This is a genomic window from Rhizobium aethiopicum, assembly GCF_014197535.1.
GTDB classification, from domain to species: domain Bacteria; phylum Pseudomonadota; class Alphaproteobacteria; order Rhizobiales; family Rhizobiaceae; genus Rhizobium; species Rhizobium aethiopicum_A.
Genome location: NZ_JACIFV010000010.1, coordinates 26,620 through 46,263, shown reverse-complemented (window position 1 = coordinate 46,263; position 19,644 = coordinate 26,620). Strand labels below are relative to the sequence as shown.

The following is a 19,644-nucleotide window of genomic DNA, read 5'->3' as shown; positions in this document are numbered from 1 at the left end:
AGATTGTACCCGCACTAGAGCACGGCGAATATCTATCCAAAAGCCTTATCTGAACTCTTGTGATTAGGCATGGTTTTCGCCCTCATTATCGAAGCACTTGAAATTTGGTATCATACTGCATACTTTGATATCAAAGCCATTGTTTCTGCAGAGGTGATATCAATGCCGGCGGTGACCATTCGGAATCTTTCTGACGAAACACATCGTGCTCTGCGGGTGCGAGCGGCTCATCACGGCCGAAGCACCGAGGCCGAGATCCGCGCCATTATTGAGGCCGCTGTTCGTCCCTCTGAGCGTGTTAAGCTCGGCTCCTTGCTGGCGTCTATTGGTCGGGACGCTGAGCTTTCAGACAGCGACGTTGAAGGCCTGCAGGAGAATCGCGATAAGACGCCAGTTGCACCGATGACCTTCGAATGATCTTGCTGGACACGAACGTTATATCCGAGCCGTGGAAACCGGTTCCTGACGAGGCAGTGGTCGCCTGGTTGGACGCCCAGGCCATCGAGACGCTGTTCCTTTCCGCAATAACGATTGCTGAACTTCGCTTCGGGATCGCTGCCATGCCCTCGGGCAAACGGCAGACTATCCTTCGAGACCGCCTTGAGGGCGAAGTGCTGCCTCACTTTTCCGAGCGTATCCTCCCCTTTAACTTGGTGACTTCACAGTTTTACGCGGAACTGATGGCGCGCGCTCGAGTATCTGGGAAAGCGATCGGTGCGGCCGATAGCTACATTGCCGCCACAGCAGCAGCGAACGGCCTCGCAGTCGCAACTCGCGACACAAGTCCGTTCGAGGCCGCTGAGTTGAAAGTGATAAATCCCTGGTCGCGATAACGAGAGTATGGATCTGCGCGCCATTGGTTCTGATCCCTTCAACTGCTACGAGGAAAGGTCGCACTGGCACTCACGTAAAGGCACCTGGGAGCCGCGGGCTTGAGCGCTGCGGCTTCCAGTCTTGCATCCATTTGTGAGCAGCGGCTTACACGCCGGCACAAAAGGTGCAGACGTGGATTCAAGACCATAACTGCAGAGCTACCCGCGCAGTTGTCTTGATTCTTCGTCGTGCAAAGGCCGATGGGGCTTCAATTTCGCCCAGATGGTCCACCACCCATGTCGCCAGTTGCATGAACGGTGCGGCAAGAGACCTGCCCAGATCGATCAGCCTTGGGGGAGCGGCAGCTCGGTTGCGTCGCTGCGACATCGGTTGATGATCGTTGATGGGCGGCCGTTTGATGGAAGGCGGCGCTACCTGGATTTGTTGCCGAACCGGGATTGTGGCGATGGTCGCCAGAAACTGAGCGAGCGGAAGAGTGAGAGGAGGGAAGGGGATTTCGCGGCGAGTTTGGAGGTTGGAGAGAGTTCCGGCCGGCTCGTTACGGAGAAACGACATGGCACAGGCCATTGAGAAAATCACGCTCAGTGTTGGACGTGACATCCCTTTCAATAAACTCATCTTGAGCGAACAAAACGTGCGTCGGGTAAAGGCGGGCGTCTCGATCGAAGATCTCGCGGAGGACATAGCGCGCCGCGGATTGCTGACCAGCCTGAATGTTCGGGCTCAGGTCGATGATGGCGGCAACGAGACCGGCTTTTATCGTATCCCGGCTGGTGGCCGGCGCTACCGTGCGCTTGAACTGCTTGTCTCACGCAAACGGCTCGCAAAGACCGCGGGAATTCCCTGCATCATCAGCAGCGGCGAAACCCCCGAAGCTGAGGATTCTCTTGCCGAAAATGTCCAGCGCGTCGATCTTCATCCCCTTGACCAATACCGCGCATTCCAGACACTGCGCGAGCAGGGGATTGGCGAAGAGGAAATCGCAGCCCGCTTCTTTGTCTCGGCAGCGACCGTCCGGCAACGGCTGCGTCTGGCATCGGTCTCGCCGCGGCTGCTCGAACTCTATGCCAACGAGGACATGAAACTTGAACTGGTCATGGCCTTTTCCATCACCAATGACCATGCCCGGCAGGAGCAGGTCTGGGACACGATCTCGCGCCAGCAGCTTCGCGAACCCTACTATATCCGCAGGCTTCTGACGGAAACGACGGTCCGCGCGAGCGATCGCCGCTCCGTCTACGTTGGAATCGACGCCTATGAAGCCGCTGGCGGTGTCGTAATGCGCGACCTGTTCGAGCAGGACAACGGCGGATGGCTTCAGGACCCTGCCCTGCTCGAGCAATTGGCACTGGAGAAATTAACGGCAGATGCCGAGGCGCTCAAAGCAGCGGAAGGCTGGAAGTGGGTCGAAGCTGCCCTCGACTTTCCTTACGGTCATACAGCGGGGCTGCGTCGTTTCTATGGCCACCAGGCCGAAATGACCGGGCAGGAGATTGCTCGGTACGGCGCGCTCAAGACCGAATACGACGAACTCGACGCAACTTATGGCGAGGCCGAGGAGCCTTGCGAGGCAACTGAACATCGGCTGGAGGAGGTCGGGCGCGAACTCGATCGGTTCAACGATCGGCCATATGTCTTCGATTCTCAGGACGTCGCCCGTGGCGGCGTGTTCGTCTCGCTCGATACCGGCGGCGAACTGAGGATCGAGCGCGGCTTTGTCCGACCGGAGGACGAACCGCAGCCTGAGACGGTGGAGACCGATGCCTTGATCTTCAGGAGCGATGTCGCCCGCGACGTGACCGGATCATCATCGACCGGCGGGGTATCAATCGGCGGCCGGGCTGTGGATGACCAGGCAGAGGAGGAAGACGATGTCATCCGCCCCTTGTCCGACCGCTTGGTTGTCGATCTGACGGCGATCCGCACCGTGGCCCTGCGCAATGCGCTCGCCAACAACCCAGCCGTTGCCTTCATTGCCGTCCTGCACGCGTTTGTCCTGAAAACCTTCTACCCATATAGCTCCGACACGTGCCTGGAACTGACGCTGCAAAGCGCCAGGTTCGGCCAGAGCGAAGGGTTGGGCGACACGGTCTGGGCAAAGGAAATCGATCAGCGGCAGGAGGCATGGGGCCAGGACCTTCCGAAGGCGCCCGACGAGCTCTGGGACTTCCTGATCACGCTCGATGAGGTCAGCCGGCTGGCATTGTTTGCCCATTGCGCATCCCTTTCGCTGAACGTCGTGATCGAACCATGGAACAAGCGCACGCGCGCGGTCGCTCATGCCGATCAGGTCGCTCGTTCGATCGGTTTCGACATGGTCTCCGCCGGCTGGGCGCCGACAGTCGATGCCTATCTTGGACGCGTTACCAAGGCGCATATCCTGCAGGCCGTGCGGGAGGCGACGGGCGAGCAGTCGGCTCATCTGATCGATCATCTGAAGAAGGCCGATATGGCGCGTGAAGCCGAGCGTCTGCTCGCCGGCAGCGGCTGGCTTCCCGAGCCGCTGAGGATGGCGATTGCAGAGGCATCGGCAGATAGCCCCGGGACAGCAGCCGGTGACGTCGCCGACAACACCGGCGGCGATGCTCTCCCCGAAGCTGAGGCTTCAGATCTTGCAGCTATCCTCGGTGGCAAGGCGAATATCGACGAAACGGCAGCGGAGCCGCACGAGGCCGTTCAGGAGCAGAAGCATCTCGATGCTGCCGAGTAGGCTTTAACCCGACCAGTCAAGGTCCGGTCGGTACGCCGGGCCTTCAATTCCGATCCACTCGCACGGTCCGGCTCCGACAGGAAACCGGACCGCTTTCGTTTTAAGGAGCTAATATCATGGACACCATCACTTCTGCCTCGCAAACAGTATCCTCCGGCTTCAACGTCGACATCTCGCGCGGTGAGCGTAATGGCCGCGTCTCATCCGAATGGTTCTCCCGGCCTGATGACGAGCGCTATCTTTCGCTCGGCGAACTCTTCGGTGCGGTCAAGTCGCGCGCTGACCGCGCCCATGCCCGCACGGTGGAAAGTTCCTCAATCCGCCTCGAAGCCAATCGCGACAATCCCGAGCGGCTCGAACTGATCGTGTCCGGCAACCAGCGACCGGTTGCGCCGACGCATTGGAGTTATAGTCAGCTGTGCACACTGGTCGGGGCGCCCGCCACCTATATGCGTCAGCTTCCCGCGCCTCTTGCCGCGATCAATCTGCAGCATGGCCTACTCAAACATCGCGGCGAGCTCGTCAAAACGCTGGAGATGGACGACGGCCGTGTCGAGCTGCGGGCGGTGACCGGTCCGGAATACGGCAGGATATGGGACCACGAGCTCGTTTCCGCCGTGATGAAGATCGTCGGCAACGGAACCGGCGACACGATCTGGAAAGTACCGGGTCTGCTTGACTGGGCAAGCATGACCCACAATCCCTTCGTCGATATTTCCAAGGATACGACCACGCTCTACGCATCCGACCGCGATGTCTTCCTGTTCCTGGTCGACGATACCCATCCGATCGAGGCGGGACGCCTGCCCAATGGCGAACCTGACCTGTTCTTCCGCGGCTTCTATGCCTGGAACTCGGAGGTCGGATCGAAGACGCTCGGCATCGCCTCCTTTTATCTGCGCGCCGTCTGCGCCAACCGGAACATCTGGGGATCGGAAAATTTCCAGGAGATCAGCATTCGGCACAGCAAATTCGCCGCCGAGCGCTTCGCCCATGAAGCAGCACCAGCGCTGACAAGCTTTGCCAATTCCTCACCAGCGGCTTTTGTCGCTGGCATCCGTGCCGCCCGCGAGCGGATCGTCGCCCGCGACGATGAGGATCGCCAAACGTTCCTGCGCCGGCGTGGCTTCTCGAAAAGCGAAACGAACAAGATCATCGAGACTGTTTTCTCCGAAGAAGGCCGGCCGCCGGAATCGATCTTCGATTTCGTTCAGGGGATCACGGCACTGGCGCGTGACAAGACCCATCAGGACACCCGTCTCGAACTGGAAGGCAAGGCACGGAAGCTACTTGAAAGCGCGGCCTGATCGCACCTATCACAAAGCGATGCCGTCGATTGGTCCGAACCCGACTGGCGGCGCCGCCATTTCCAGAAATGCCATATCCCTCAACGCCTTCCGCGCTCGTTGACGACCGCATGCGAGCAGCATTTCTGGGAGAAAGGAACGCACGGGCGGGGGCAGTCGGTTCCGCCTCCCTGCCGGCCGCTATGCTGAGGCTCCCGCGGCTGCCCTTGTTCCGCCCTTAGCGTGGCGAGAATTCCCGAAATCCCGCCTTCGGCGGCGCTATGCTGATTTCTCCGATACTCTTCATCGTCTGTTTGGAACCCGCCCGGCGGGCGGGTTGCCCCACCGTCCCTTTTTCTGGCGTCAACAGCACGGTCCGGCCGGCAGGTGATTCGCCATTGCGTCCTAGAATTTCTCCAAAATAAGTCAGTTTAACCCGCGTTCCTGGCTGACGCGGAAGGCACTCAACTTGTTCAAAAGATCCTCCGAGATCTCGAACTGCCGTGCCGTTCCCCGCCCCATGGAGTTCTTCACCATCGTCTCCGTCAGCATTCCTCGCTTTACCAGAAGGTCGACGGTCTCCTTCACGCCAGTTCGCGTCAACTCGGTAATTTCGATGATATTCGAAAGGGTTAGCTTCTGGTGAGCCTGGCTCATCGTGTAGAGGATCGTCATCATGCCGACCTGCTTCAGCCGTGCTTGCGGTGTCTCGTCCTCCAGTGGATGATCGAGGATCTCGTGGAGAATAAGTCCCGAGAAGGCAAGATTGTGCCACTGTTTTTTTAGGGCGCTTGTCATGTCATTTAACTGTGTTATATAAGGCAGTATGAGAGCGGGAAGGCAACTCTGCAAGGCCTTCCCGAATGCGATGGAGCATTGTCGTTCCGAAGGGGTCTTCCATGAAAAGCCTTCTGTTGAATTCGTTGCTTGCGATCTACTGCATGATCTCATCCTATCTTATTTCCGGCAGTAAAGCGCAAGCTGAAGATTGGGGATGTCAGGTTATCCTGTGCCTTTCCAATCCCGGCGGGCCGACCCAGTATGGCGAATGCCGGCCGCCGATCCAGAAACTGTGGCGGGAGCTTGCCAGGGGGCACTCGTTCCCGACCTGCAGCGGCGTCGGTTTTCACAGCTCGCGGCCTGGTTACGAACCCTATTATTGCGACGCCGGGTACAGGCTGACCGGTGATGGCGGCCCCAGGGGGCGGCAAGTGACCTGTGTGTCGATTTCGCCGCAGCCGGTGAGCAATGCGCTCTGCCCGAATAACGGTGACGACTTTAGCGCCCGCGACAATTCGGTACTGTCGCCGCATTGGCAGCGTCAGGATGGGCGCCGCCGGTGCATGGGCTATCCGATTGTGCGCCCGAATATGAGGCCGCAGCCTCACTATATCGACGTCACCATCGACGGCTCGACCACGCAGAGAGTGTGGTACTGACAATGGCCGCTGTGTTCGTCGATATCGCACAGGCCTGCGCGCCGATGGCGGAGGTCGAAACGCTCGCGGGCGTCGTCAGCCTTGAGAGCCACTTTCAGCCTCTCGCCATTCGCGTCAACAGCGGCCCGCCACTTGCCGACCAGCCCGCTTCGAAGGCCGAGGCGATTGAGGTGGCCACATCTCTGATTGCTGATCGCAAGGATATTCAGATCGGCCTTGGTGGCCTCGGGATCGAGGCGCTTCAGAAACTCGATCTGTCCGTTGCGGACGCCCTCGATCCTTGCCTGAACCTCAAGGCCACAGCGAGGCTTCTCGACGGATACTACCGTCAGGCTGTGCGCGCGGGTGACGATCCGGCTCGGGCAGAGACGGTAATGCTCCGCTCCTACTATGGCCGCGATGATCCATCCGTTGGCGCAATGGTCCGGTATGACGAGCAGGTGCGCCAGGAGATAAAGCAGCTATCGCCAATCCTGGCGTCGCTCACCATTGCCGGATTGGACAGCCAGGTTCCATCAGCCACACCGCCGAAGGATCAGCCGGGGCAAGCGCCTCCGAAAGAGCCCGCCCACGCCGCTAAAGCCACTGAAGCCGCATCGTGGGACGTTTTCAATTCCCGACGGCAATCCTCGGTTCTCGTTTTCCATAATGATCGATCGGAGCAAAGTGAATGATCTCCAAAGCCCGTCTTCGACCCGTTGTCGCCTCCACACTCATGGCGACCGTCCTCGTCGCCTGCATGGTTGAACCGGCCTTCGCCCAGGCCGCGGGCATCGAAACCGTGCTCCAGAACATCGTCGATATGCTGACCGGCAATATCGCCCGTCTGCTGGCGGTCATCGCCGTCATCATCATCTGCATTGCCTGGATGTTTGGATACATGGATCTGAGGCGCGCAGGCTTCTGGATTATCGGTATCGGCGGAATTTTCGGCGCCACCGAACTGGTCAACACTATCGTCGGGAGCTGATCGCAATGGTGAGCACCCCGCGCCTCGACGACGATACGCTGTTTCTCGCCTGCACCCGCCCGGCAATGATCGCCGGTGTGACCGTGGAGGCGATGGGCGTCAACATCATGCTGACCACCATCCTCTATATCACCGCGGGATCCATCGCCTATGCGCTCACCGGCGTCGTCTTTCATTTCCTGTTTCGCGCCCTCGTCAGACATGACCATAACGAGTTCCGGATCCTCCTGGCATGGATCGAGACCCGGGGCCGCTCGCGCAATGCTACCTACTGGGGCGGCGCCACGCTCTCCCCTTTGACGCTCGCCAGGCGCTATGACGAAAGGGATCTCAGCCTTGCCTAGTATAGCGACCCTCCGGTCCCGCGAACTCGGGCCGGAGACTTTCATCCCCTATGTCAGGCATGTCGACGAGACGACCATCGCGCTCGATTCCAGAGCGCTGATGACTATGATCGCTCTCCAGGGTGTGTCCTTCGAGACCGCCGATACCCGCGACCTCAACGGGTTGCACCGTAGCCTCAACACGCTCTACCGCAATATCGCCGACGAGCGGCTGGCGCTTTGGACGCATGTCGTGCGCCGCCGTGCCAATGCCTATCCCGAGGGGCGGTTCGCCAATCCTTTCTCCGACGGCCTCAATACCAAGTATCGTGAACGGATGGTGCGCGAAGATCTGTTTTGCAACGACCTCTACCTCACCCTGGTCTGGCATTCCAGCCGGGATCCCGTCGAAAAGGCCGCCAGCCTTCTTTCCCGGCTGCGCAAGGTGCGCCGGTCCGGTATCGAACTCGATGAGCAGGCCCTGAAGCATTTAGCCGACCGGGTGGCGGACGTGCTGGCGGGGCTGCAACGTTTCGAGCCGCGTATCCTCACTCTACACGAGCAGGACGGTATCCTGTTCTCCGAGCCGAGCGAAGTTCTCCATCAGCTCGTCGGCGGGCGGCGAGAACCGGTTCCGCTGACGGAGGGAAAGATTTCTTCGGCGATCTATTCCGACCGGGTCATCTTCGGGCGCGAGACCGTCGAGATCCGCCACGAGGCCGAAAGCCGCTATGCCGGCATGTTCGGCTTCAAGGAATATCCGGCGACCACGCGCAGCGGCATGCTCGACGGTATCCTGACGGCACCCTTCGAACTCATCCTGACGCAGTCCTTCGCTTTCGCCTCCAAAGCCGATGCCCGTGCGATCATGGGCCGCAAGCAGAACCAAATGGTCAGCGCCGGCGACAAGGCGGCCTCGCAGATCGAAGAGCTTAGTGAGGCGATGGACGAGCTGGAATCCAACCGTTTCGTTCTCGGAGAGCATCATCTTGCGTTGTCGGTCTTTGCCCCCTCGGTCAAGGAACTCACCGACCACATAGCGAAGGCGCGCGCCTATCTCACCAGTGGTGGTGCGGTCGTCGCCCGCGAGGACCTCGGGCTCGAGGCTGCCTGGTGGGCGCAATTGCCAGGTAATTTCCGTTTTCGGGCGCGCTCGGGGGCGATCACGTCGCGGAACTTTGCAGCATTTGCTCCTTATCATTCTTATCCGGCTGGCCAGAAGGACGGCAACGAATGGGGACCGGCGGTCGCCATGCTCAAAACCGTATCGGGATCGCCCTTTTATTTCAATTTCCATCACAGCGACCTTGGCAACACCTTCGTCTGCGGTCCTTCAGGTGCCGGCAAGACGGTACTGTTGAACTTCATGCTGTCCCAGCTCGAAAAGCATGATCCGCATATGGTCTTCTTCGACAAGGACCGGGGCGCCGACCTTTTCGTGCGCGCGGCCGGTGGCACCTATCTGCCGCTGAAGAACGGTATCACCACCGGCTGCGCGCCGTTGAAGGCGCTGGACCTTACTCCAGAATACAAGCTATTCCTCACCGGCTGGATCGCCAAGCTGGTCGGATCAGCATCCGGCGAACTATCGATCACCGAGTTGCGCGACGTCGCCTCGGCGGTCGACGGGGTGGCGGACCTGCCGGTGGAGCGTCGCTCCATCGGCGCCCTGCGCACTTTTCTCAACAACACCGATCCGGAGGGCATCGCCTCGCGGCTGAGACGATGGGAGAGGGGAGGGCCGCTCGGCTGGGTCTTCGACAGCGGAACCGACGACATCGGCATTGGCGCCAAGTTCATCGGCTACGACATGACCGATTTCCTCGACAACGAGGAGATTCGCACGCCGTTGATGGCCTATCTGTTCTATCGCATCGAGCAGTTGATCGACGGGCGCCGCATCATCATCGTTATCGACGAATTCTGGAAGGCGTTGCAGGATGAAGGTTTTCGCGACCTGGCGCAAAACAAGCTGAAGACCATCCGAAAGCAGAACGGGCTCATGCTGTTTGCGACCCAGAGCCCACGCGACGCTATCGTTTCGCCGATCGCCCATACGATCATCGAACAGTGCCCGACGCAGATTTTCCTGCCGAACCCGCGCGGCGATCGTAGCGACTACGTCGCCGGTTTCAAGCTGACGGAGCGCGAATTCGAGCTCGTCTCACGCGAGCTCTCCGTCGAAAGTCGGCGGTTCATCGTCAAGCAAGGACACAACAGTGTCGTCGCCGAACTGAACCTCAATGGTTTTGACGATGAGCTCGCCATCCTTTCTGGCCGGACAGCCAATGTGGAACTTGCTGATGCCATCCGTGCCGAGGTCGGCGACGGGCTGGAGGATTGGCTTCCGGTGTTCCAAGAACGAAGGAGGGCGGGCTGATGCGGGCGAATGGAATACGGGCAAGCGTTGCGCTGCTGATGCTGCTCCTGTCGACGGGGCTGACAAAGGCCCAAGGCATCCCGGTCATCGATACATCAGCGATCGCCAAGCAGATCGAGAGCATCGCTCAGCTGAAGTCGCAGCTCGATACGCTCAATCAGCAGCTTCAGCAGGCCCAGCAGCTCTACGGATCGCTGAACAAGATCACCAATATGGCTGATGTGGCGAGCCTGCTGAACGATCCTTCGATCCGCAAGGCGCTCCCGCAGGACTTCAACGCGATCGAGGGGCTGTTCAAGGGTTCCGGGACGGGGGTTTTCGGCAGCTCCGCATCAAAATTCCTTGAGAACAATTCCACTTATCGCACCGATGCCGAAGATTTCTATGCGCAGGAGCTTTCGCGCCTTCAAAACCAGAATGCAGGTCAGATGAGCCTTGGGCAGCAGATCTACGATGCCGCCACCAAACGCATCGACGGCATTGATCAGCTTCGTCAGCAGATCTCCAGTGCGGCCGACGCCAAGGATATCGCCGACCTGCAGGCCCGCCTCCAGGTTGAAACCGCTTTCTTGCAGACCGACGTCCTTCGCATGCAGGGCCTGCAGATGGTCCAACAGGCTCAGGTGCAGGTCGATGAGCAGCGCAAAGCCGAAGACTGGCGCAAGCGCATGGACACGATGGGAGCGGCGCTCAAATGAAGTGGCTCTTTTCCAGTGCGACGCTGGTTTTCCTGTCGGCTTGTTCCCCCCAAACAGACAAGATCTACACCGTCGACGAGCTCGCCGGCGATGAGGCGTTGCTGACAAAGATCCTCGGCGAGTGCCGCAACAATGCCGGGAAGCTTTGGGAAACGCCCACCTGCCGCAACGCTGAAGCCGCCGACGGCAAGCTGCGTCTCGAGCGTGGGCGCAGGGCGCTCGGAGGCTGAGCGATGTATCAGGTCTTCAGCTTCGTCGACGGGCAGTTCAAGACGCCACTGGAAAACTTCATTTCCTCCGGCACCTCGAATATCGCCAGCTGGGTCAGCGGCCCGCTGACGGCGGCGCTGACACTCTATGTGGTGCTCTACGGCTACTTGGTTCTCCGCGGATCCGTCCAGGAGCCGATCCTCGAATTCGCCTTCCGGGCGATGAAGCTCGCCATCATCGTCATGCTGGTCAGAAATGCGAGCGACTATCAGACCTACGTCACCAATGTCTTTTTCGACTCATTGCCGCGCGAGATCTCCCAGGCGCTGAACTCCGGCACGGCGCCAAGTGCTTCGACCTTCGATAGTCTGCTCGATAAGGGCCAGAAGTGTGCCTACGAAATCTGGTCTCGGGCTTCCTGGCCGGTCGACATCGTCACTGGTATCGGCGGCATGATGGTCATCGGCGCGAGCTTCATCGTGGCGGCGATCGGCTATATCGTTTCCCTCTACGCCCGGCTGGCGCTTGCGATCGTGTTGGCGATCGGCCCGATTTTCATCGCGCTCGCCATGTTTCAGTCGACCCGCCGTTTCACTGAATCCTGGATCGGCCAGCTTGTAAACTTCGTCATCTTGCAGGTGCTGGTCGTTGCCATCGGCTCGCTGCTGATCACCTGCATCGACACGACCTTTGCGGCGATCGAAGGTTATAGCGACGTCCTGATGCGGCCGATCGCGCTCTGCGCCATCTGCCTTGCCGCTCTCTACGTCTTCTACCAGTTGCCCGGCATCGCATCGGCACTTGCTGCGGGCGGAGCCTCGCTGACCTACGGCTATGGCGCCGCGCGCGATGCACACGAAAGCACGCTCGCCTGGGCCTCATCTCACACAGTGAGAGCCGCCGGCCGCGGGGCGCGTGCGGTCGGCCGCCGCCTGGCGCCAGGCCGGACCGAATGACGGCTTAACGTTCAAGACAATGACAGGTTATTTCCGCATGATCCGGTTCGTTTTATCGCTTTTCCTGGTCGCCAGCCTGACGGCTTGCGGCTCGATCTCCCACCCTCTTCCCAAATGTGATGGTTATTCCCGTCGACCGCTGAACCGCGCCATGTGGCAGTGGGACGGCAACGCAAAAGCGGAGCAGCCGGCGGCCGGGACTGTTGCCGCGGAGACCACGAGCCATGCCGCCTCCTATCTAAAAGGATCGGCTTCGGCCACGCCGCCCGCCTTCGCACATTTTGATCTCGCGGGTTCCTATCGTCCTTGTGGGGGCAGGTGACATGGTGACCACGGACAGTCTCAAAAGTTATTTTGAAAAGGCCCGCCGGTTCGATCAGGATCGAATGATGCAGGTCGAGCGTTCCGCACGCATCGCCTGGTTCGTTGCCGCTTGCGCCAGCGTCCTTGCGGGCTTCTCCACATTTGCCGTCGCTGGCCTTACGCCTTTGAAAACCGTCGAGCCCTTCGTTGTGCGGGTCGATAATTCCACAGGCATCGTCGACGTGGTCTCGGCGCTGACATCGACAGCCGGCACCTATGACGAGGCCGTCACCAAATATTTTGCGGCCAAGTATGTTCGATCCCGGGAGGGCTATGTCTGGAGCGAAGGCGAGGAGAATTTTCGGACGGTCGCCTTGTTGTCGACGCAACCGGAGCAGACCCGGTTTGCAGCGGTCTACCGCGGCGGCAACCCGGACTCTCCGCAGAATATTTACGGCCGCAGTGCGACCTCGCGGATCAATATCGTTTCGATCTCGCTGATCAACGCGAATGTGGCATCCGTCCGCTATATGAGAACCGTTACCCGTGGTGACGACGTGCGCACTACGCACTGGGTCGCAACGCTCACCTTCTCCTATGTCAACGCTCCGATGTCCTCGACAGATCGGCTGGTCAATCCCCTCGGCTTCGCCGTCAGTGAATATCGCGCCGATCCGGAGGCCATCAATTGAAAAAACGTCTTCTCCTTCCGCTCATCCTGGCCACCAATTTTTCTTCCGCGGCGCTTGCGCTCGAAATCCCGCGCGGCGCCACGCAGGACAGCCGCATCCGCTTCGTCGATTACCAGCCCTACAACATCACCAAAGTCGTCGGCACGCTACGCTCTTCGGTGCAGATCGAATTCGCAGCCGACGAGGAAATTGCCCATGTCGCCGTTGGCAACAGCGTTGCGTGGGAGGTGGCGCCGGCCGGCAATATCCTGTTCCTGAAGCCCCGGGAAAACCAGCCGGTAACAAACATCTCGGTGGTGACGACACGACGGGACGGGTCGACCCGCAGTTATCAGATGGAACTGACGGTCCGCAACGGCAGCGTCGAAGCCGGCCAGAACACCTACTTCTATGTCAAGTATCGCTACCCGGCCGACGAAGCCGAGCGGCGCCGGCAGGCGGCGGCTGCCCGGGCGCAGGCAGCACAGGCCGGTGAGGCTGATCACGTGCTTGCCCTTCACGAGGCCTATGGACCGCGAACTGGCGTTACTCGGCGCAAGGGGCCCACGCGCTCGAGCCGCAAGCAGTCTACGACAATGGCAAGGTCACCACCTTCGCCTTCGTCGGCAACCAGGAAATGCCGGCGATCTATATGGAAAACTCCGACGGCACCGAAAGCCTGGTCCCGAAATCCGTCGACGGGAACTTGGTGCTGGTTCATGCGATCAGCCGCAAATTCGTGTTGCGCAGGGGCGGCGATGTCCTCTGCGTCTTCAACGAAGCCTACGATCGGGTCGGCATCAATCCCGAGACCAACACGACGTCACCGTCGGTCGAGCGCGTCGTCAAGGAGCAGCCGGACGCTGCGTAATAGGAGGTGTCGGTGTCATGGCCGAAGAAGAAATTACCCCGATTCCAGGCGAACGCGCCGAGACCTCGATCGGTCGCCGGCTGGACAACAACCCGATCCTCAAACGCGGCGCCGTCGCCCTGGCTATCGTCACCTTTGTCGCTTTCGCGCTCTGGTCGATGCGCGGGCAGGATAAGCCGTCGGGTGGCGTGCAGCCGGAGCGGGTCGTGATCCGTCAGACATCAGACTTCGAGCCGGCGAAGGAGCCGGTTCAGCCGGTGGCGCCGCCGGCGCAGGTCCTGCTCCCGACGCCCGGCGTAACCGAGCAGGCGCCAAATGACGATGACAAGCTGCTCGATGCTGCGCGCCGCGCACCGGTCATCGCCTATGGCGGCGAGAAGTCGCCGACGCCGCGACAGGACGAGGCCGGAAGGTCCGATGAGAGCTCAAACTACGTGCCGCTCGGCTCCAATCCGGGCAGCTTCTCCTCGCAGGACGAAAACGAGGACCAGCGGTTCAACCGCCTGCTATCGCCGACACAATTGCAGGGATCGCGCGCCGGCACGCTCGGCAATCGAGACTTTGTCGTCGCAATGGGCACGTCCATCCCTTGTGTTCTGGAAACAGCGCTCTCCTCCGACCAGCCAGGGTTTACGAGTTGTGTCATCAACCGTGACATTCTGTCGGATAATGGACGTGTCGTGCTGATGGAAAAAGGCACTCAGGTCGTCGGCGAATATCGTGGCGGTCTTCGTCGCGGTCAAAAACGCCTGTTCGTCCTCTGGAATCGCGCGAAGACGCCGAAAGGCGTCATCATTACGCTGGCGTCGCCGGCAACCGATGCCCTCGGGCGGGCCGGCGTCGACGGTTATGTCGAAACGCATTGGTGGGAACGTTTCGGTAGCGCGATCCTGCTGTCGATCGTTGGCGACGCGACTTCCTATGCCAGCAGCCGGCTTCAAGACAACGAGGTCGAGGCGCAAAACACCACCAGTGCCGGTCAGCAGGCCGCAGCGATTGCGGTCGAGCAGTCGATCAACATTGCCCCGACCCTCCTGAAACATCAGGGCGAACTGGTTTCGATCTTTGTCGCGCGTGATCTCGATTTTTCGAGCGTCTACCGGCTTCGCGTGACCGAACCTCGCAATCGCATCTACGACCGTGCCGTGCTTGGAGATTTCAAGCCGGATTCAAGGCTTGTGACAAAATAGGTTCGAGAATGACTGAAGCTGCTGATTCAGGCGTTGTCCGTGAACTGCTTTCGCCGTTTTCACGCTTCCTTCGCGATAAGACGCTCTATGAGGTCATCGTCAATCGGCCCGGCCAAGTTGTTACGGAGGGGAGGGAGGGATGGCAGACCTACGAAGTGCCGGAGTTGTCGTACGACAGGCTGATGCGTCTCGCGCGGGCGGTCGCGAGCTTTTCCAACCAATCGATCGACGAGACACGCCCGATCCTGTCGGCGACCTTGCCGGATGATGAGCGGATTCAGATCGTGATCCCGCCCGCCACGACGAAGGAAACGGTGAGCATCACCATCCGCAAGCCATCGTCGGTGTCGCTGACCCTCGATGATCTCGACCATGGGGGCCTCTTCGCCGACATCGCGCCGGAGGAAGGCAGCGGAAGGCGATCAGATCAAAGGCTGCTGGAAAACTATCGGATCGGCGCCTATAAGGCGTTTCTGCGCGAGGCAGTGTTCGCCAGAAAGAACATCATCATCTCCGGCGCGACGGGGTCGGGAAAGACGACCCTCTCGAAGGCATTGGTCCGCCATATCCCGCAAAACGAGCGGATCATTTCCATCGAGGACACGCCGGAACTGGTGGTCCCGCAGCCCAACCACGTTCGGCTCTTCTACGCCAAGGGCGGCCAGGGGCTGGCCAAAGTCGGCGCGAAGGACCTGCTCGAATCTTGTCTGCGCATGCGGCCCGACCGCATCCTGCTGCAGGAGCTGCGAGACGGCACAGCCTTCTACTATATTCGCAACGTCAATTCCGGCCATCCGGGCTCGATCACCACGGTTCACGCCGATTCCGCCCGCCTCGCCTTCGAGCAACTGACATTGCTGGTCAAGGAGTCGGACGGCGGCGGGGATCTCGAGCGGCACGATATCCGCGAGATGCTGACGGCCGCGATCGATATCATCGTCCAATGCAAGAGGATCGATGGTCGGTTTCGGGTGAGCGAGGTCTATTATCGGGACGCCGTCAAGGCGAATGACAATGGCCGCGGGAGCTGAAATTTGCCGGGTGCTCGCGTTTCCGTTTGAACCTTGAATGTAAGTAAAAAATCCATTACTTTCAGATATCTGAAATAGGAGATTTCCAATGGCTTCTCTGGCGGTCACAATGAAGGGGCAAATTACGCTGAGACGGGATTTGCTGACACATCTTGGGATAAAGCCCGGTGAGCGGATCGAATTCGACAAGCTGCCTGGGGGTGAGTTGCGGGTGAAGGCGGCTCGTCCAACGGGGACGATCGACGATTTTATCGGTCGGCATGCTGGCAAAGCAAGAAGGCCGTTGACCATCGAAGAGATGAACGAAATCGCGGCCTCCGGTTGGGCCGGCGAGGAATGAAGGTCTCAGTCGATACCAACATTCTCGCTCGGGCAGTCCTGCAGGACGATGCGAAGCAGGGGAGGGCGGCGGCAAAACTCCTCAGGCAAGCATCGCTGATTGCGGTTTCCCTGCCGAGCCTATGTGAGCTCGTCTGGATACTGCGCCGAGGTGCCAAGCTATCGAAGGACGATGTTTCACAGACCATCCGCGACCTGCTCAATGCCGGCAATGTGGCCATGAACCGTCCAGCAGTCGAAGCGGGACTGGCCGTGCTGGAGGCGGGTGGAGATTTCGCCGATGGCGTTATCGCCCATGAAGGAGCATGGCTCGGCGGCGAGAGCTTCGTGTCTTTCGACAAGCAGGCAGTCGAACTGGTGACCCGCCAAGGCCAATCTGCGCGTCTTCTCGCCTAACGTTGTGCAGGCTCGAGAGCAGATAAAGGAAGATCTCAATCACGGCAGGCGCGGCATTTCACCCTCGGCTACACGCCAGATCCATGGCGCCATCTCTGGCCTCGCAGCAATCATCTCGCTCAGAGCAACCTCATAGTCTTCGTCCACATTCGTCGGAATGATGAAAAAGGCCACGGGCGCCGGTCTGGCATCTGGTAATGTCACGGAGGCAATCGGCTGACCACGTGAAAGATCGAAGCGCAATCCCTTTTTGCTTCTGCGCTTTAACCCGGAGAGCCGTTCGAGGAGCCGCTGTTCGTAGATGTTTTCGAACGGAATCCAGTTCTCGTTCACCACCATCATCGCCACTTCCTCCACGGATGCGATCCCCGCACTCGAAATGCCGAAAGTGGCGATCACGATAAGATGGAACTCTTCGTTTGATCGCCACAGTTCCAGCTCGGTGTCATATCGTCCATTCAACCGCTTCCATGCTCCCTCATCGATCATGAGAGGAAAGGGCAGGTGGCGAACCAGGATTTTCTGGCTATCGCGAGCTGGCGAAAACTCCTTCACCTCCGCGATGATCAACATCAGTTTGCGCGGTCCCGGTCCATTTGCCTTGGCTCCGGCCAAAGTTGCGGCACGCCGGGCGGAAATTCCTTCCTTGTCGTCCTGGTGATACACTTCCGGGATAAACAGAATATCGCTGAGCGGGCCGCCGCGGACGATCATCTGTCTTGCGGCATTCTGCAGGCTGCTGCGGACGCGGCCCCAGCCGCGCTTTCCAGCCCATAGCGAGGTCCATTCCGTAAGCTCTCCCGTATCCCAGAGATAATGGAGCATCGCCCTCAGCGAGAGTTTTTTGGGATCGCTTAGTACCCTTTCTGATGGGTCTGAAGGCACCGTCGACGTCAGTCGGTTCGCCCGTTTCGAGAGAGAGAAATCAAGTTTCAGCATCGTTGCACCGGTCGCCGCGTCGACCTGGATCGCATGGCCAATTAACGGACCGAGACCGGACAGTTCATAAGGCGGCTCGTATGATGGGCATCCGGGATCATGCTGCCGGCCTGAGAGCGGCATGCGTTTGATCAGGAATTGGTCATCCATCCGCGCGATGTACATAGGCACCGGCGGCTCACGACACAGGCAAAGTGGCCTGAGCTTATGTTCGTAAGCGCGTTCGAGCTGAGGCAGAAACTCTGGAGAACTGTCATCGAATGCCTGGTCGCCGATCAAAAACTGTCGCACGTCGTTCCTCCCTTTCCTGACCAAGGCTGATCGAGCCGTAGCACGAGCTTCATGGATTATACTAGCGCAAAATAGTTAGTATATTGATATCACAGTCGCTGGGGCTGATCTCATCGCCATAGGCAGGAAAGGGGAACTGCCGTGAGCCGATCGCCGAATGGCGCGATATCGGCGCCGTCGTAAAGAACGACGCCGAAGGCAAATTTTTGCCCACATGCGTCCGCAAGCGTCTTCAGGCCCCCGAAATCGGTAGCCCTGACCGTGGCGCTCGCGTTTACCTCGATCCCGACGACCATCCCATGGTTACGCTCGAGCACGACCTCCACCTCATGCGTCTGCCGTTCCAACCTGCGAAAATTAGAACTATCAAGCATGATTAGAAGTCGACAGTTCGTTGATTAGAAGTCGATCCGTCGAAATTTAGGAGCTGCGCCAGCATAAAGTGAGTTCTAATCGAGTACTGCCCGGCCCTTCAAGCCGGCCGCAGCTGTCGGTCTGGCGAAAGAGGAAGAGGAGGGCAGGGAAGGGTTGGCTTGGCGGGTTGGAGAGCGCCGGCGCAGGCCGGCTCTTTCCTTGCTCTCGACAGGTTTCCCATGAACGTGATTTCTTCCTCGGCCGTGAGCACTCGCATGTCCTTGCATGGCTGCTTCGACCGCCCGAGCCGAGCGGGCTTCGTTTTCGAAGCCTGCAACATACCGCAGCCCGTTCTTAAACAGCAGGACCGCTTGATCTTTCCTATCACCAGCCGCTCGTGACGGAGGAAGCCTTATGTCATCCGCCTCCGAACTGGCGGACCGTCTCGCGCGCGACGCCGAGGCGGTCTGCCGCCATTACCTCTCCGCCGGCCATCGGGCCGGCAACTACTGGATCGTCGGCGATACCGCCAACAGCAAGGGCAGGTCGCTTTATGTCCATCTCTCCGGCCCGCGGACCGGACGATGGACAGATACAGCAACCTCTCAATACGGCGATCTGCTCGACCTCGTTCGGGAGACCTGCGGCCTGGTCGATTTCCGCGACGTCGCTGATGAGGCGCGGCGCTTTCTGAACGAACCCCAGCCCATCCCCGCGTCGTCCCGCAGGGGCGACGCTCACACCGATCCGCCGGTCAATAGACCGGCTGGCGAACGCGCAAGACGCTTGTTCCGGATGACAGAGCCGCTGGGCGGTTCACTGGCCGACAGCTATTTACGCCAGCGCGGCATCCTGCGAGCAGCGCTGTACCCGGCGCTCCGCTTTCACCCCTCGTGCTTTTACCGCGACCTCGTGACCGGCAGGACGAGTGCCTTGCCGGCCCTAATCGCAGCTGTGACCGATCCCTCCGGCGCGATCACCGGCGTGCATCGCACATGGCTCGATCCGCAGGGCGGGGGAAAGGCGAAGGTCGATGATCCCCGCCGCGCGCTCGGCGGGCTGCTCGGTAACGCCGTGCGCTTCTGCTTTCCTTTCCATGGACCGGTGTCGGTCATAGCTGCAGGCGAAGGTCTCGAAAGCATCCTGTCGCTCGCACATGTGATGCCCGGCATGCCGATGGTCTCGGCGCTGACCGCCAATCATCTTGCCGCCTTCCGGCTCCCCGATGGCTGCCGGCGTCTCTACATCGCAGCTGACGCCGATGCGGCCGGCCGCCACGGCATCGAGGGATTGAGCCGCCGCGCGCAGACGCTCGGGATCCTGCCGCTGGTGCTCGCCCCGGAGCTCGGCGACTTCAATGAGGATCTGCGCCGGCTCGGCCCGGAACGGCTCATCGCCAATCTAAGGGGGCAACTCGCCCCGGAGGACGCTCTGGTCTTTCTGCTCCCATAAT

22 protein-coding genes and 2 pseudogenes are annotated in these 19,644 nt (G+C 60.0%); 20 read left to right on the top strand and 4 right to left on the bottom strand.

The window, feature by feature from the left end; genetic code table 11:
- The first annotated feature begins 162 nt into the window (after positions 1-162).
- On the top strand, positions 163-417 hold the full coding sequence (locus GGD53_RS15635; RefSeq protein ID WP_184457648.1) for a FitA-like ribbon-helix-helix domain-containing protein: 255 nt from the start codon (positions 163-165) through the stop codon (positions 415-417).
- Positions 414-833: a type II toxin-antitoxin system VapC family toxin gene (locus GGD53_RS15630; protein ID WP_184457452.1), complete on the top strand. Its 420-nt coding sequence runs from the start codon at positions 414-416 to the stop codon at positions 831-833. The genes GGD53_RS15635 and GGD53_RS15630 overlap by 4 nt, the downstream gene beginning before the upstream one ends.
- A 178-nt stretch (positions 834-1,011) precedes the next feature.
- Here GGD53_RS15630 and GGD53_RS31725 read toward each other — a convergent pair whose 3' ends face one another.
- On the bottom strand, positions 1,012-1,389 hold the full coding sequence (locus GGD53_RS31725; protein ID WP_246717792.1) for a hypothetical protein: 378 nt from the start codon (positions 1,387-1,389) through the stop codon (positions 1,012-1,014).
- On the opposite strand from GGD53_RS31725, the gene GGD53_RS15620 reads away from it, so the two are divergent.
- Both GGD53_RS15620 and GGD53_RS15615 read left to right on the top strand, forming a co-directional pair.
- Positions 1,388-3,544: a ParB/RepB/Spo0J family partition protein gene (locus GGD53_RS15620; protein WP_184457449.1), complete on the top strand. Its 2,157-nt coding sequence runs from the start codon at positions 1,388-1,390 to the stop codon at positions 3,542-3,544. The genes GGD53_RS31725 and GGD53_RS15620 overlap by 2 nt on opposite strands.
- Before the next feature lie 116 nt (positions 3,545-3,660).
- A complete protein-coding gene (locus GGD53_RS15615; RefSeq protein WP_184457447.1) occupies positions 3,661-4,851 on the top strand; it encodes a DUF932 domain-containing protein in 1,191 nt (396 codons plus the stop codon).
- Between the two features lie 405 nt (positions 4,852-5,256).
- On the opposite strand, the gene GGD53_RS15610 is transcribed toward GGD53_RS15615, so the two are convergent.
- The gene (locus GGD53_RS15610) at positions 5,257-5,628 is read right to left on the bottom strand and encodes a MarR family transcriptional regulator (RefSeq protein WP_184457445.1); all 372 of its coding nucleotides are present in this window, start codon (positions 5,626-5,628) and stop codon (positions 5,257-5,259) included.
- A 101-nt stretch (positions 5,629-5,729) separates the two neighbouring features.
- Between GGD53_RS15610 and GGD53_RS15605 the strand changes: the two genes are divergently transcribed.
- From GGD53_RS15605 to GGD53_RS15535, 15 genes and pseudogenes are all read left to right on the top strand, one after another.
- A complete protein-coding gene (locus GGD53_RS15605; protein ID WP_184457443.1) occupies positions 5,730-6,269 on the top strand; it encodes a hypothetical protein in 540 nt (179 codons plus the stop codon).
- 2 nt (positions 6,270-6,271) lie between these two features.
- Positions 6,272-6,943 carry a transglycosylase SLT domain-containing protein gene (locus tag GGD53_RS15600; protein ID WP_184457441.1) on the top strand — a complete coding sequence of 224 codons (672 nt, stop codon included), beginning with the start codon at positions 6,272-6,274 and terminating at the stop codon, positions 6,941-6,943.
- Positions 6,940-7,239, top strand: coding sequence for a TrbC/VirB2 family protein (locus GGD53_RS15595; RefSeq protein WP_184457439.1), 300 nt, complete (start codon positions 6,940-6,942; stop codon positions 7,237-7,239). The genes GGD53_RS15600 and GGD53_RS15595 overlap by 4 nt, the downstream gene beginning before the upstream one ends.
- A 5-nt stretch (positions 7,240-7,244) precedes the next feature.
- Positions 7,245-7,583, top strand: coding sequence for a type IV secretion system protein VirB3 (locus GGD53_RS15590; RefSeq protein ID WP_184457437.1), 339 nt, complete (start codon positions 7,245-7,247; stop codon positions 7,581-7,583).
- Positions 7,576-9,942, top strand: a complete 2,367-nt coding sequence (locus GGD53_RS15585) for a VirB4 family type IV secretion/conjugal transfer ATPase (RefSeq protein WP_184457434.1) — start codon at positions 7,576-7,578, stop codon at positions 9,940-9,942. Before GGD53_RS15590 ends, GGD53_RS15585 begins: the two co-directional genes overlap by 8 nt.
- Positions 9,942-10,640, top strand: a complete 699-nt coding sequence (gene virB5 / locus GGD53_RS15580) for a P-type DNA transfer protein VirB5 (RefSeq protein ID WP_184457432.1) — start codon at positions 9,942-9,944, stop codon at positions 10,638-10,640. The genes GGD53_RS15585 and virB5 overlap by 1 nt, the downstream gene beginning before the upstream one ends.
- Positions 10,637-10,870 (top strand): EexN family lipoprotein, encoded by a 234-nt coding sequence (locus tag GGD53_RS15575; RefSeq protein ID WP_184457431.1) that lies wholly within the window; start codon positions 10,637-10,639, stop codon positions 10,868-10,870. The genes virB5 and GGD53_RS15575 overlap by 4 nt, the downstream gene beginning before the upstream one ends.
- A 3-nt stretch (positions 10,871-10,873) precedes the next feature.
- On the top strand, positions 10,874-11,806 hold the full coding sequence (locus GGD53_RS15570; RefSeq protein ID WP_184457429.1) for a type IV secretion system protein: 933 nt from the start codon (positions 10,874-10,876) through the stop codon (positions 11,804-11,806).
- A gap of 37 nt (positions 11,807-11,843) precedes the next feature.
- The gene (locus GGD53_RS15565; protein WP_184457646.1) at positions 11,844-12,128 is read left to right on the top strand and encodes a hypothetical protein; all 285 of its coding nucleotides are present in this window, start codon (positions 11,844-11,846) and stop codon (positions 12,126-12,128) included.
- Between the two features lies 1 nt (position 12,129).
- The gene (locus GGD53_RS15560) at positions 12,130-12,801 is read left to right on the top strand and encodes a virB8 family protein (RefSeq protein ID WP_184457427.1); all 672 of its coding nucleotides are present in this window, start codon (positions 12,130-12,132) and stop codon (positions 12,799-12,801) included.
- Positions 12,798-13,651 (top strand): annotated as a pseudogene (virB9, locus tag GGD53_RS15555) (P-type conjugative transfer protein VirB9). The gene GGD53_RS15560 and the pseudogene virB9 overlap by 4 nt, the downstream one beginning before the upstream one ends.
- 17 nt (positions 13,652-13,668) lie before the next feature.
- A complete protein-coding gene (gene virB10 / locus GGD53_RS15550) occupies positions 13,669-14,841 on the top strand; it encodes a type IV secretion system protein VirB10 (RefSeq protein WP_184457425.1) in 1,173 nt (390 codons plus the stop codon).
- Between the two features lie 8 nt (positions 14,842-14,849).
- A complete protein-coding gene (virB11, locus tag GGD53_RS15545) occupies positions 14,850-15,872 on the top strand; it encodes a P-type DNA transfer ATPase VirB11 (protein WP_184457424.1) in 1,023 nt (340 codons plus the stop codon).
- Between the two features lie 88 nt (positions 15,873-15,960).
- Entirely contained in the window at positions 15,961-16,212 is a 252-nt protein-coding gene (locus GGD53_RS15540; protein WP_184457422.1) for an AbrB/MazE/SpoVT family DNA-binding domain-containing protein, read from the top strand.
- Positions 16,209-16,607 carry a type II toxin-antitoxin system VapC family toxin gene (locus GGD53_RS15535; protein WP_184457421.1) on the top strand — a complete coding sequence of 133 codons (399 nt, stop codon included), beginning with the start codon at positions 16,209-16,211 and terminating at the stop codon, positions 16,605-16,607. Before GGD53_RS15540 ends, GGD53_RS15535 begins: the two co-directional genes overlap by 4 nt.
- A 39-nt stretch (positions 16,608-16,646) precedes the next feature.
- Here GGD53_RS15535 and GGD53_RS15530 read toward each other — a convergent pair whose 3' ends face one another.
- Positions 16,647-17,837: a DUF1173 family protein gene (locus GGD53_RS15530; RefSeq protein WP_184457419.1), complete on the bottom strand. Its 1,191-nt coding sequence runs from the start codon at positions 17,835-17,837 to the stop codon at positions 16,647-16,649.
- A 110-nt stretch (positions 17,838-17,947) separates the two neighbouring features.
- Positions 17,948-18,166 (bottom strand): annotated as a pseudogene (locus GGD53_RS15525) (ATP-binding protein); the annotation flags it as partial.
- A gap of 439 nt (positions 18,167-18,605) precedes the next feature.
- Between GGD53_RS15525 and GGD53_RS15520 the strand changes: the two are divergent.
- Positions 18,606-19,643, top strand: coding sequence for a DUF7146 domain-containing protein (locus tag GGD53_RS15520; protein WP_184457415.1), 1,038 nt, complete (start codon positions 18,606-18,608; stop codon positions 19,641-19,643).
- Position 19,644 lies beyond the last annotated feature (1 nt).